At 43.2% G+C, this 12,783-nt stretch carries 12 protein-coding genes; 5 read left to right on the top strand and 7 right to left on the bottom strand.

Annotated features, from left to right (window positions below):
* Nucleotides 1–161: 161 nt before the first annotated feature.
* The 4 genes from DN068_RS21885 to DN068_RS21870 all read left to right on the top strand — a co-directional run bounded on the left by DN068_RS21885 (nt 162) and on the right by DN068_RS21870 (nt 4,599).
* Nucleotides 162–764 carry a DUF445 domain-containing protein gene (locus DN068_RS21885; RefSeq protein WP_243630376.1) on the top strand — a complete coding sequence of 201 codons (603 nt, stop codon included), beginning with the start codon at nt 162–164 and terminating at the stop codon, nt 762–764.
* A gap of 501 nt (nt 765–1,265) precedes the next feature.
* The gene (locus DN068_RS21880; protein WP_111001093.1) at nt 1,266–2,426 is read left to right on the top strand and encodes a homogentisate 1,2-dioxygenase; all 1,161 of its coding nucleotides are present in this window, start codon (nt 1,266–1,268) and stop codon (nt 2,424–2,426) included.
* 200 nt (nt 2,427–2,626) lie between these two features.
* Nucleotides 2,627–3,757 carry a 4-hydroxyphenylpyruvate dioxygenase gene (hppD, locus tag DN068_RS21875; protein ID WP_111001092.1) on the top strand — a complete coding sequence of 377 codons (1,131 nt, stop codon included), beginning with the start codon at nt 2,627–2,629 and terminating at the stop codon, nt 3,755–3,757.
* Between the two features lie 311 nt (nt 3,758–4,068).
* Complete coding sequence (locus DN068_RS21870; protein ID WP_111001091.1) at nt 4,069–4,599, top strand: DsbA family protein; 531 nt, start codon at nt 4,069–4,071, stop codon at nt 4,597–4,599.
* Between the two features lie 744 nt (nt 4,600–5,343).
* Here DN068_RS21870 and DN068_RS21860 read toward each other — a convergent pair.
* The 7 genes from DN068_RS21860 to DN068_RS21830 all read right to left on the bottom strand — a co-directional run bounded on the left by DN068_RS21860 (nt 5,344) and on the right by DN068_RS21830 (nt 10,829).
* Nucleotides 5,344–5,793: a hypothetical protein gene (locus DN068_RS21860; protein ID WP_111001089.1), complete on the bottom strand. Its 450-nt coding sequence runs from the start codon at nt 5,791–5,793 to the stop codon at nt 5,344–5,346.
* Between the two features lie 104 nt (nt 5,794–5,897).
* Nucleotides 5,898–6,680, bottom strand: a complete 783-nt coding sequence (locus tag DN068_RS21855) for an alpha/beta fold hydrolase (RefSeq protein ID WP_111001088.1) — start codon at nt 6,678–6,680, stop codon at nt 5,898–5,900.
* A 123-nt stretch (nt 6,681–6,803) separates the two neighbouring features.
* Nucleotides 6,804–8,261, bottom strand: coding sequence for a M56/M15 family metallopeptidase (locus tag DN068_RS21850; RefSeq protein WP_111001087.1), 1,458 nt, complete (start codon nt 8,259–8,261; stop codon nt 6,804–6,806).
* The gene (locus DN068_RS21845; protein WP_111001086.1) at nt 8,258–8,620 is read right to left on the bottom strand and encodes a BlaI/MecI/CopY family transcriptional regulator; all 363 of its coding nucleotides are present in this window, start codon (nt 8,618–8,620) and stop codon (nt 8,258–8,260) included. The genes DN068_RS21850 and DN068_RS21845 overlap by 4 nt, the downstream gene beginning before the upstream one ends.
* A 136-nt stretch (nt 8,621–8,756) precedes the next feature.
* Nucleotides 8,757–8,975, bottom strand: a complete 219-nt coding sequence (locus tag DN068_RS21840) for a DUF4287 domain-containing protein (RefSeq protein WP_111001096.1) — start codon at nt 8,973–8,975, stop codon at nt 8,757–8,759.
* Nucleotides 8,950–9,345, bottom strand: a complete 396-nt coding sequence (locus DN068_RS21835) for a DoxX family protein (RefSeq protein WP_111001085.1) — start codon at nt 9,343–9,345, stop codon at nt 8,950–8,952. The genes DN068_RS21840 and DN068_RS21835 overlap by 26 nt, the downstream gene beginning before the upstream one ends.
* Nucleotides 9,346–9,530: 185 nt before the next feature.
* Entirely contained in the window at nt 9,531–10,829 is a 1,299-nt protein-coding gene (locus DN068_RS21830) for an APC family permease (RefSeq protein WP_111001084.1), read from the bottom strand.
* A 307-nt stretch (nt 10,830–11,136) separates the two neighbouring features.
* Here DN068_RS21830 and DN068_RS21825 point away from each other — a divergent pair, with 307 nt between their 5' ends.
* The gene (locus DN068_RS21825) at nt 11,137–12,573 is read left to right on the top strand and encodes a glycosyltransferase (RefSeq protein WP_207799095.1); all 1,437 of its coding nucleotides are present in this window, start codon (nt 11,137–11,139) and stop codon (nt 12,571–12,573) included.
* Nucleotides 12,574–12,783: the final 210 nt, after the last annotated feature.

Below are 12,783 nucleotides of genomic sequence, written 5' to 3'. Positions count from 1 at the left end.
GGCAAATCTAAAGGACCGTATTATTATATAATTCGGCGATTGCAGGCCTTTGTGCCGCCGCGAGATAACATTCCCTTTTGCCCTTCGTCTCCGCTCATGGCAACAATTGCTTTCTGGTTTTAACTTTTGACTTTTGACTTTGCGAATTTATCTTCGTGGCGATGCATTCGATTATGTTTTTCCTGCAGCCGCTTATTGCTGCATTTACAGGCTGGTTCACTACGTGGATTGCTATATATATGTTGTTTCACCCGAAAGAACCAAAGCGTTTTCTCGGTATTACAATTCAGGGTGTTTTCCCGAAGAGAAAGAAACAATTTGCGGCACAATTGGGCTTCATTGTGGCTAGCGAACTCCTTCATTTTAAGGAAATTGCAGCGCATATCACTGATCCTGATCAATTAGCGGCATTAAAACCCGGCATCGAAAAGCATATTGACACCTTCCTGAACGTCCGCCTGAAGGAGAAAATGCCGATGATTGCCATGTTTGCCGGTGAAAGTACTATTGCGAAGATCAAAGAAGGTTTGGTTGAAGAGATTGACCTGATGCTGCCGGAAGTGATTGGTCAGTACGCGGAAAACCTGGAACATAAAATCGATATTCAGAAAATGGTATCGGAAAAGGTGGAACAATTCTCTACGGATAAACTGGAAAACCTGCTCCTGAGCATTATGACAAAGGAATTCCGCTTTGTGGAACTTATCGGCGCCGTGCTGGGCTTTATGATTGGTTTGATTCAGATGGGGCTGTCGTTGCTGTAGGGTGAATGGTCAATAAGGTTGTATAATCGCAATGTCATATCGACGCAGGAGATGTCCCGCGATATGTAGGTACTCATAGCGTGGGATTCCTCCCCGGGTGGGATGATAAACAAACGCGAGTCGTTCCCCAGCGCGAAATCAGATCCCCACTTCCTCCTTCGTCGTCATCGGGATGACTGTGTTTTTATATAAGCCTATGCACAATGCTTCGTCTCCGCTCAGCATGACAAACGCACCTTTGCGCCGCCGTGAGACTTCTTAATTTGTAATAAGAGCTTTGTCCCTTCGCCTCTTATGCGTGTCGTCCTGAACGAAGTGTAAGGATGCGGGAAACCTGTCAAGCGCCAGCAATTCGCCTACGCCGAATCAGATCTCCACTTCCTCGTTCCTCGTCATCGGGATGACTGTTTGTTGGCGCTAAAACCATGATTTATATCAGCTTTAACTTAATAGCTTTGTAAAGCTTGGCATTCTGTGTAAATTTGGACAAATAAGCCGAAAATGCCACATTATTATTCGCTCGGAAATATTCCGCACAAGCGTCACACGCAGTTCCGCAAACCGGATGGCGGCTTGTACGCAGAGCAGCTGTTCAGTACTGAAGGTTTTTCTTCCAACTATTCATTATTATACCATACATATCCGCCAACGCAGATCATCCGTTATGAAGAACCAACAGATGTATCGCCAAAACCGGCAACGGATAATATCTTAAAACATAGAAGCTTTCAGGGTTTTAACGTAAAGCCGGAAGCTGATTATCTGAAAAGCCGTAAGATCGTTCTGTTCAACAACGATGTACAGATCACACTGGCGGCACCGCAGCAGAGCTTCAAATCAGATGTTTTCTTTAAAAATGCCGATGCTGATGAAGTAATCTTCATTCACGAAGGTACTGGTACGCTGAAAACACAGTATGGTAAGTTGCCATTCAGCTATGGCGATTACCTGGTGATTCCACGCGGTACTATTTATCAGATCGATTTCGATACAGAAAACAACCGTTTGTTTATTGTAGAATCATTCTCCGCTGTTAATTTCCCTAAAAGATATCTGAGCAAGTACGGTCAATTGCTGGAACACGCGCCGTTCTGCGAGCGTGATATCCGCAAGCCACAGGATCTGGAAACATTCGATGTAAAAGGAGAATTCCTGATCAATGTAAAGAAAAAAGGACTGCTCTACCCGTTCTGGTATGCCAACCATCCGTTTGATGTCGTTGGTTGGGACGGTACAGAATATCCATATGCACTGAGCATTCACGACTTCGAACCAATTACCGGTCGCGTGCATCAGCCACCACCAGTGCACCAGACATTCGATGCGCACAATTTCGTGATCTGTTCATTTGTGCCACGTTTGTACGATTATCATCCGGACGCTATTCCAGCACCGTACAACCACAGCAACATCGATTCTGATGAAGTATTGTACTACGTAGATGGCGACTTCATGAGCCGTAAAAATGTAACGCGCGGTATGATTACTTTACACCCTGCAGGTATTCCGCACGGACCACATCCGGGCGCTGTAGAGAAAAGCATTGGCAAGAAAGAAACACAGGAACTGGCGGTGATGGTTGATACGTTCCATCCGCTGAAACTGACTGATGCTGCACTGGGCATTGAAGATGGTAACTATATTATGAGTTGGTCTGAGTAGGACTTTGTTTTGAAAGAAATCACGGTATTTATATCTATTCATTAATTAATGGAAACAGAGTTTCTTAATTCGGGAAATGTAAGAGTAAGGAAATTGCTGCGCACCATGGCGATGGCGGCGTGGAGTCATATGCATCAGGCTATTTATTAGTCGAATGCTGACAACTTCATTTATCAAACATTTTAAACGAAAACAAAAACATGGCAACTCAAACTTTTGCTGAAAAAATTGCTAAGGCTCCAGATTTTCTTCCGATCAACGGAACTGATTATATCGAATTTTATGTAGGTAACGCGAAACAAGCTGCGCACTATTACAAAACCGCTTTCGGCTTCCAGTCTGTGGCTTATGCTGGTCCGGAAACAGGTGTGCGTGACCGCGCTTCTTATGTACTGCAACAAGGTAAAATCCGTCTGGTACTTACAACAGCACTGAAATCTGACAGTCCGATTTCTGAGCACGTGAAAAAACACGGCGACGGTGTAAAAATCCTTGCGTTGTGGGTTAACGATGCATACAGCGCATTTGAAGAAACAACTAAACGTGGCGGCAAACCTTACCTGGAACCAGTTACAATGACTGATGAATATGGTGAAGTGAAAATGTCCGGTATCTATACTTACGGTGAAACAGTTCACATGTTTGTAGAACGTACTAATTACAAAGGCGCTTTCCTGCCAGGATATGAAGAATGGAAAAGCGATTACAATCCAACTGATGCCGGCCTGCTGTTTGTAGACCATTGCGTAGGTAACGTGGGTTGGAACCGCATGCTTCCTACTGTAAAATGGTATGAAGAAGTAATGGGTTTCGTAAACATTCTTTCATTCGACGATAAACAAATCAACACAGAATATTCTGCGCTGATGAGTAAAGTAATGTCGAACGGTAATGGTTATTCTAAATTCCCCATCAACGAACCAGCTGAAGGAAAGAAAAAATCTCAGATCGAAGAGTACCTGGATTTCTACGAAGGTGAAGGTGTACAGCATATCGCTGTTGCTACTAAAGACATCGTAAAAACAGTTACTGAACTGAAAGCCCGTGGTGTTGAATTCCTGAGCGCTCCGCCAGAAGCTTACTACGAAATGCTTCCTGAACGTGTCGGTACAATCGATGAAGACATCAAGAAACTGCAAGGCCTTGGTATCCTCGTTGACCGCGATGAAGAAGGTTATCTGCTGCAGATCTTTACTAAACCAGTAGAAGATCGTCCAACATTGTTCTTCGAAATCATCGAACGTCATGGTGCACAGAGCTTCGGCGCTGGTAACTTTAAAGCGTTGTTTGAATCAATTGAACGCGAACAGGCAAAACGCGGTAATCTGTAAGAACTAGCCGTTTGTCAAAATCATATAAAGAGAGGTCCTTAGTGACCTCTCTTTTGTTTTTTGCAACTGAGGTTCATTTCTCCGGTTAAACTGAGTTGCGTCGCACGTTTCATCGCCAGCAATACTATTGGGCATATTTTGATGACTATAAGAACTAGTGCTATTAACGACAGTACCCGTCATTGAGCCTACTGCTTAATAGTGAGCTTTAATAATTGCAGTGAAATGCAGCAATCAGAACTTCTATGCTCCGGGAATTCGGAGCCAAAAATTTATCGTACCTTAATTTCCCCTTTAATAAAACAGCTCCCATGCCACTGACACCACCAGTTTCTGAAAAAGACCATATACAAGGCAGCCCGGACGCGCCAATCGAATTACTTGAATATGGCGATTACCAGTGTCCACATTGTGGAAGGGCTTATCCCATTGTAAAGAAAATACAGGAGCAGCTTGGTGACAAAGTAAGACTGGTTTTTCGCAATTTTCCACTCACTAAAATCCATCCACAGGCAAAAATGGCTGCATTAGCTACAGAAGCGGCAGACCTTCAGGGAAAATACTGGGAAATGCATGATCTGGTTTTCGAAAATCAGAAAAGACTACACCATACAGCGCTCAAAGAATATGCACAGTCACTCGGTCTGAACATAGATCAATTTGACCAGGATTTGAATCGTGAGGACCTTGCAGAAAAAGTGGAAAATCATTTCTATAGCGGCATGCGCAGTGGGGTCAACGCTACCCCAACTTTTTTCATCAATGGTGAGAAATATACAGAAAGCTGGGAAGGTGATGATCTGTTGAATTATCTGAAGAATTATTTTGCATCCAAACCTTAAAAGGACGTTTTCCCTGCGTGGGTTTTAGTATGTCTCAAGGCGACTACGGCAGCAAAATGTATCGTTATTCTCTCGTCATTGCGAAGAGTAAAGTAATCTGCAAGTGTGAAACCTCTATCAGAAGTCATACCAGGTTGATCTTGGTGGTCTTTTCTTTTTCAAAGAGGGCGATAACAAAATAAATACTGGTTGATAGTTCTTTCTTGAAAATCTGATAGTCTCATTTCTTTTTCCTCTTATGTCAAACTTTCCATTCGAATCTGTATATCCAATAGGCAACAAACGTCCACCTTTTACTACAGCTATTACTATAGAGTCGAGTATTTTATCTGTCCCCGCTCTTACGATTGTGCCACTAAAATGATAATTTCCTTTTTGAACATCTGTTGTCCAATCCTTTGCCTCCAAACGATACGATCCAAGAATATAGCCCGGATAATATACAGTGTAAAGTACCTTCCTTTTTCCCACAACGTTACAGCCCGCTGCCAATAGAAGACACAAAACGAAAAGCATTACCTGATTTGAGCATTTGATGAATTTCATTTTGCAGCTAAGCATAAGAACAAAACAAAGATAAAAGCACCAACAATGTTCCCTCTAAACTAATATTTCCAGAAAAGATAAGTCAGGTTACGACGTTACACCTTCAAAAAAAGGCCCGCCTGAAAAGACGAGCCGTACTCTAACGTGTGTGGATCAAAAAAAAATTGCTCCTTCTTCTAGATATATTTTCAGCGATGTTTAGATAACACCAAAAAACCGCTCCGTTAAATCTTCCATAATCGGTGTCGCTACCTGCTCCCCTTTTCCAGCAGCCATCTCTACGTTGTAGTAGTATAGCAGGCACTGAGAAAAAGCATCGCTTCCGGCACGCATCGCCGTATCATCCAGATCGCTCTGCAATTGCGTGCATGTTTCGAATAACGGACGGATGGCAGCCATCACACCGTAATCATTATTTAATTTATCAAATTCGATATAGCCAGGTATAAATTGAGGATTCTGCTGACAGTATTGCACCGCTTTTGTAACAAAGCCAAAGCTTTGATTACTCATTTTAAGCAATTTCTTACGCTCACCGGCAGTAAGTGTCTGCAAATAAGGCGCCAACAAGGCTTTTACTTCATTCAGCTTCTGCGCGGCCATCGTTACGATCGTATCGGGGATAATTTCCAATGCTCTATTTTCCATTTCATGATTTGTTTAGAGCAAAGTTCTCTCTCCAGCTGCGGATGAATTATCCCATAAAGACAGACTTTTAGTCCAAAAAGACATTTTTAAACGAAAAACGGATACTATCTACTAATAAAGCAAAGGGCGAAAAATTCATGTAAGTTATTAATATACTTCACAAAATCAGCCACTTGCATTAAAACTTGTTCTTTGGCTTCTTTGTGCGGCGTGTGGCCAATACCGGGAACGATAAATGATTCCGCAATTCCGCCTGCCTGATGAACGATACTGGTTACTTGAGCCAATGTACCATATTCATCCTGCGCTCCCTGTATAACCAAAACCGGGCATTTTATCTGCGGCAGAAAGTGTTCGATATTCCACAAGCGAAATGTATCTGTGAGCCAGGTTCCTGCCCATGCCTGAAATACGGCTTCGGTTTTATCACCGTGGTATTTCTGTAATTTTTCCTTGAGATTGGTTGTTTCATATGCAGTCACGGCTTCGCGGATGCCACGGAGCGTAACGTCTTCCACAAAAACATGTGCTCCCTCTGTAATTACAGCTTTAATATGTTCCGGATATTTGCCAGCTGCAATCAACGCAATAGACCCACCATCACTGTGACCAAACAAAATTGCATCTGTAATCTGCAATTTTTCGATCAGGAGATTTAAAACATCTGCTTCTTTTTCGAGGTAATTATTATCACGGGGAACATCGGTGAACGGTGCCGATTCACCATAACCCTTCCGGTCATAGACCAGCACATTACAATTGGTCAATGTGCCAAGCTGTGTTGGAAAGTCTCGCCAGAGTGTAATACAACCTAATGAATCATGCAGAAAAATAATAGTCGGCCTTTTACTGTCTCCAATGATATGTTTTATGCTTAAGCCATTCATGGTTTCAAAAATAGAAATACTGATGGACAATCGACAGCTCCATTGTAACCGTTTAATCCCAACAGAAAAAGGAGATCAGCGAATACTGACCTCCTTTGCTATTTATCCAATGAATTTAACCTGCTATTTGGCTGCGGCATTCTCATAGTCAACGATACCGCTCAAAACACTTCTGCAAAAAGATTCCAGTCTTTTATCATCTTTCAGCATTGCCATATTCGCCTGATCATCGATATTGCCGCAAGCGAGCAGCAAGGCTGTGTGTTTATTTTCACGGATCACGTAAACATTATGTCTGTTTACAACTTTGGTAGTGATATGCTGTGCTTTCAAACGATCGCCTACAGCTGACGCGAGCAACTGGTTTTGTTTTGTATCAAGACCCTGGGCATTTACCCCGAGTTCAAAATCGTTGCCGCGCATATCATCTTTCGCATCTTTATTGACGTGTACAGAAACAAACAGATCGGCGTTACTGCCGTTACTCATTGCCAGACGATCTTCGAGTGACTTCGTATTATCGCCGGTTCTCGTCAGGGTGAAATGGATATTGTATGCTTCGCCCAATGTCATCAGTTCTTTCGAAATCCTTAAGGTTAAATCCTTTTCAAGGTCGCCGGAAGCATTGCTGCCACCCAGGTCTTTACCGCCATGTGCGGCGTCTAGTATTACATGAACGGTTTTACGGGCGCGGACAACATTTTCCGTATTGCTAAATGAAAAAATACCAAGAGATATGGCGAGGACAGGGATCGCCAGGAAACCGCGAAAACGGATTTTAGACATTGTGCTGTTACGTGTGAGCATAGTTAGTCGTTTTTTTATGGATGATTGGAAGAAAGCATTAGCTATGGTATTGCCCGAAATACCGTAAGTCGCGCAGAGTAACATTCTTGCAAATGCCTCCGTGTCGTTGTCATTGATGGCAGCCTGATCTGCAAGATATTCATGTTGTAGTGACAATTCTCTGCGGATCAGCCAAAAGAAAGGATTGCCCCAGCACGCGACCACCACAAGATGGAGTAATACTTTATCGAGTGAATGACGTTGTTTTATGTGTGCCATTTCATGCTGCAGCATCGTATTGCTTTCGGCAGATTTAAACGTCAGATGTTTTGGCCAGAACAATAAATTCACAAAAGAAAATGGCGCATCCGGATGTCCCGATTCGATCAGCCAGTAACCATCACGCTTCTGTTTAGACTCATTTGCTTTCAATCGGTACAATGAAAAGATCTTTGCCCAAAAGTGGATTAACATAGCTGCAGCTACCGCAAAATATAGAAACGTTGCCGCATCCTGCCAGTCCGTTCCTGAGCGTACCACAGCGGCAGCTATTTCTTCTCTCCCGTTATCATTTATTATTTGCAGCAGCGGAATATGCGCGACGTTTTCGGGCGCAACTGTAAACAAATGAAAACTGGACAATGGAATGATAAAACTCAGCAAAGTCGCCGCGAGCAAATAGAAACGATTGAACTGGTGCATTCGCTGATGACGCAACGCGAGCCAATAGTAGCCGAAAAATATTCCCGAGCAGACCGTGCTTTTTAGCAACCATAAACACAGAGACGGTATCATTTTCCCTCCTTTTTAATCTGCTTCAGCAATAATTCCAGATCCTTTACCGATAATTTTTTCTTCTCTACCAGAAATGAAACCGCATCACTGAACGAGCCCCCGAAATAATCGGCAACAACATTATTAAGCGTACCGCCAGAATAAGCATCCTTTGAAACATTCGCATAGTAGCGATGAAATCTTCCTACAGGTTCAATCTTTACGAAATCTTTTTCCACCAGAATCTTCAGAATAGTGGCAACTGTATTTTTATGTGGCTGCGGTTCCGGCATGCGTTCTACGATTTCCATCAGCAGACCGCCATCCATACCCCACAACACCATCATAATTTGCTCCTCAGCTTTAGTGAGTTTTTTCATAAACTAAAAACTTAGTTCAAAGTTAAACTAAGTTTTTAGTTCACAAAATATTTTTTGAAAATCTGACGTGTTGTGAGTTGTCAGTTGTGAATTGTGAGTCGCCGACGGTATTCTAATAACCAAAAGCATAATTTGCTTATTCTCTTTTCCCCTTAAACCATGCATAGATCGCCATCGCATGACCGTGACCCAGCTCGAAATCTTCCTTCAGCCACTGTACAATGTCTCCGGCTTTAGTTGTTGGTTTCAATGCACCTTTCTCCAGCAAGCCTTTTGCTTCCGCCAGTTTCTGAAAATCCTCCGGAGTCTTGCCCGTCTTGGCTTTGATATTATCTAGATACGCTTGGAATGACATGAACTTCTTCTTTTTGAATTTGTTGATAACAGATATAAGATACGGCAAGAATAGCCAAAGCAACGATTGGAAGAATAGATTGCCCGCCAAAACCATCTACAACAGTGTGAGAAATCATTGCACTTACAAAATTGAACGTGAATCCTGCGTATGCCCACTCTTTGATACGACCTTTGAAGAATGGCAATATCAGAACAAGTGCACCAGTTACTTTGAAAAAAGTAAGCAATATGCGGAAATAGTCAGGATAACCTAAGTCACTGATGCCAGCTCTGGCAAGCGGTGTATTAAACGTCAGTGCGGGGATTAATCCGTCAAATGCAACGATCAGTCCCGTTGTAATCCAGTAAATGGTTTTGATCTTTTTCATAATGCTCGGTTTTAGTTGTTTGTTGCAGTAAAATTACGTCAGCTCCAAACCTCTGAAAATGGGCATATGCGTCAATCTATGGGGAAAATGCGGCGTTACGCTGCGTAGTTGTGTGCGCCGCGAGGCCGAAACCCGTTGTGGGTCGCCCTGAGCGAAGCGTAAGAATGCATAGGCATGCGTGAAAATCAATTACGTTGAAAACGGGAAGAAATGCGCCACACTACTTCTGCACTCAACAAACAGCCGATAGCAAACAGTGCCGGTTTCAGTGCGTTGCCTTTGGCGGCCATTACACCAGACAAAGCAATACCGTATATAGCTATGGGAAAAATTAACAGGACACACAACCAACGCGTCGATAGCGGAATCCGGAACGGCCGGCGCCGGTCTGGTTCATGGATACGCATTTTGATCAGCGATAGATATTCAAGAAATAAACCCGCGCCATAAATGGTCACATCAATAATTACCAGGTCGCCAAATTCCCAAAACGTCATCAGGCTGATCACGACAGAACACACGATAATTGAGACATGCGGCGTACCAAAACGCGGATGCAAAGCATGTAGTCTTGCGGGCATCAAACCATCGTCCGCCATTACTTTCGGCAGACGAGAAACTGCTAATAAATTTGCAGCATACAAGCCCAGCGCACTGGCCATTCCTCCAATAGCAATGATACCGCCGAGATAAGGCCCACCAACGATCTCGCCTAATGCGGGCATTCCCTTTTCTCCAAAAATTTTATAATCGATGCCGGATAATTGCGCGGTAATAATAACGCCAACATAAATCAGCATCATCAATAAAAATGCTCCAAAAACAGAGACCAGATAAGTACGTTCCGGCTTTTCAACTTCTTCTGCATAAGTCGTGACATTATCCCAGCCAAAACAATTCCACATAACGATATAAATCGCCGAACCGAGCGAAGGATAAGCGACACCATGCAACGACGGCGACGGCAGCATAAAACTGCCACCATGCTGATGTACGAACACGCCAAACATAACGAGAAATGGTGCAATCACAATCAGACTCAGCGCAACCATCATACGCCCCACTGGTACAATACCCAGGATATTCAATCCAGCAGCGGCCCAAATAATGGAGAGGCAAACAATCACTTTCCAGATACCGGTAATCGGAAAAAAATAGCTCGCATACAGTACAAACAAAACCGGATAAATAGCAAGGTCTGCAAACGTATAAAGCCAGGTCCACCAGCCTTCATACAAAGCCCATCTTTTGCCCAGCGCATGTTTTACCCATTGATAGTAGCCTCCGGTTATGGGCATCATGCCATTTAATTCCAAAACCATAAACATAGCAGGGATATCCCAGAGCAAAGGCGTAATCAGCAATAACAACATCGCCGCATGATCACCTGCGTGCAGCAACAGTTCCTCCAGCCCATAAGGTCCACCCGAAACGGTAAAAAAGATAACAGTAATGAGTTGTAGCGGACGCAGTTTCCCAGGCATGGCATTAAATATAATACATAGATCTCAGTTGCTGCTGACCGGCTGAATTTTCAACTTAAGGACTTCAAATTTGCTTCAGGTTTGTAGGGTTCTGGTGTAGAAAAGTTCCACAGGCTGCTGCATTATTCGCCGGCAAAAAGCCTGTTTTTCCGCTGAAACAGGCTTAAATAGGGTTTGGCACGGTATTCGCCCCTTATTCTGCGACACTCATCATTTAAGTATTCCAACTGCTTCTATATGAATGAAAAGAAAGGGTGTAAAAAATGAAGGGAATGATTACTTATCAGCAGATAAACTGAGATAACAAATGAACGAAAGTCTTCAACAACCAGCAACCACGTATAAGATTAATGCCGCGAGCCCGGCAGTGCTACAGGCAATGGAAGCTTCGCAGAAAGCAGAACAAAGCAAGAAGCCAAAATCAATCACAGAACGGCTCATATTGCCAGGCGCATTTGTGATAATGCTCGCAGCGGTGATCGGAATCTATCAATTAGAACCAGATTTCGAAGCCTTGCATATTGAACGCACTCATTCCATTGGTGGTATCGCAATGATTGTAACGGGTATCGCATTAATCGCACTGCAACTGGGTTTTCTGATCTATATGCTTTCGCTTTATTTGCGCTACAAACCAATTGAATCTGTATCCGATGATTTATTGCCAACCTGTACAGTGATCGTTCCTGCTTACAATGAGGGAAAGCTAGTTTGGCATACACTTATGAGTCTTGCGAACAGTAATTATCCACATGAAAAATTACAACTTATAGCTATCGATGACGGTAGTAAAGATGATACCTGGCATTGGATCAAACTGGCCAAAGAACAATTGGGCGATCGTTTGACGATTCACCAGCAACCTAAAAACATGGGTAAGCGACACGCGCTGCATTATGGTTTTACAATCGGTACCGGTGCCGTATTTGTGACGGTGGACAGTGATTCGGTGGTAAAAAAAGATACACTGCGCCATATGACGAGCCCGTTTGTAGTGAATAAAAACTGCGGTGCGGTAGCGGGGAATGTATTAGTGCTGAATCGGGAAGCTGTACTTCCGAAAATGCTGAACGTAAGCTTCGCGTTCACTTTTGAATTTGTGCGTTCGGCACAAAGCGTATTGGGTTCTGTATTATGCACGCCCGGCGCACTGGCGGCTTATCGCAGAGATGCAGTATTGGAATGTTTACCGAAATGGATCAATCAGACTTTTATGGGTAAACCTTCTGATATCGGAGAAGATCGTGCGATGACGAATATGATCCTGAAACAAGGACATCATGTGTTGTTTCAAAGCAATGCCTACGTTTACACCAACACGCCGGAAAAATACAAAGGCCTTTACAAGATGTTTATTCGCTGGGAACGCAGCAACGTACGGGAGAATATTGCGATGAGTCAGTTTGCTTTTGGAAAGTTTCGTGAAGGTTCTACAGTAGGCTCCAGAATTATTCTGCTGGAACAATGGCTACGTCTGGTGTTATGTTATCCAACGCTGTTGCTGATGTTGTTTTTTGTGGCACTGCATCCTGCCATGTTTGTGACGTCTGCTTTAGTTTCTATCCTGATTTATTCCAGCGTGCAGGTTTTCTTTTATGCAAAAAAACACAACCTGACTGATTCATTCTGGGCGTATCCATACAGCATTCTTTATACATTTTCATTATTCTGGATTACGCCTTATTCAATCGCCACAGCTGGTAAAGGTGGTTGGCTGACACGTGATTTGCCTTTAAAAGGTTAATACGTTGATAGGTTGAAACGTTAAAAAGTTAATACGGTTAATAAACACAAACAATCGCGCTGAGTTCCTCCTCTTTCGGATGAGTTAGCGTCAATGCACCTGTGAAGACGGCCTCGTCACTATAATTTCGGTACGGACTTGAACTTAGAACGTACCACTTGAAATCTATAACAACCGAAGTACCTCTAGAGTCTCCATATAACCTGCTCT

Origin of the sequence: Taibaiella soli (assembly GCF_003236175.1) — a bacterium.
Lineage (GTDB): Bacteria > Bacteroidota > Bacteroidia > Chitinophagales > Chitinophagaceae > QKTW01.
Note: the sequence above shows the minus strand (reverse complement) of the source record. Positions and strands in the feature narration are given on the sequence as shown.

Excerpts from the sequence above, each read along its gene's own strand:
- DN068_RS21835 (WP_111001085.1), bottom strand. The coding sequence starts at position 9,345 with ATGAAAAAGATCAAAACCATTTACTGGATTACAACGGGACTGATCGTT.
- DN068_RS21885 (WP_243630376.1), top strand. The coding sequence starts at position 162 with ATGCATTCGATTATGTTTTTCCTGCAGCCGCTTATTGCTGCATTTACA.
- DN068_RS21870 (WP_111001091.1), top strand. The coding sequence starts at position 4,069 with ATGCCACTGACACCACCAGTTTCTGAAAAAGACCATATACAAGGCAGC.
- DN068_RS21880 (WP_111001093.1), top strand. The coding sequence starts at position 1,266 with ATGCCACATTATTATTCGCTCGGAAATATTCCGCACAAGCGTCACACG.
- hppD (WP_111001092.1), top strand. The coding sequence starts at position 2,627 with ATGGCAACTCAAACTTTTGCTGAAAAAATTGCTAAGGCTCCAGATTTT.
- DN068_RS21825 (WP_207799095.1), top strand. The coding sequence starts at position 11,137 with ATGAACGAAAGTCTTCAACAACCAGCAACCACGTATAAGATTAATGCC.
- DN068_RS21860 (WP_111001089.1), bottom strand. The coding sequence starts at position 5,793 with ATGGAAAATAGAGCATTGGAAATTATCCCCGATACGATCGTAACGATG.
- DN068_RS21845 (WP_111001086.1), bottom strand. The coding sequence starts at position 8,620 with ATGAAAAAACTCACTAAAGCTGAGGAGCAAATTATGATGGTGTTGTGG.
- DN068_RS21850 (WP_111001087.1), bottom strand. The coding sequence starts at position 8,261 with ATGATACCGTCTCTGTGTTTATGGTTGCTAAAAAGCACGGTCTGCTCG.
- DN068_RS21830 (WP_111001084.1), bottom strand. The coding sequence starts at position 10,829 with ATGCCTGGGAAACTGCGTCCGCTACAACTCATTACTGTTATCTTTTTT.
- DN068_RS21855 (WP_111001088.1), bottom strand. The coding sequence starts at position 6,680 with ATGAATGGCTTAAGCATAAAACATATCATTGGAGACAGTAAAAGGCCG.
- DN068_RS21840 (WP_111001096.1), bottom strand. The coding sequence starts at position 8,975 with ATGTCATTCCAAGCGTATCTAGATAATATCAAAGCCAAGACGGGCAAG.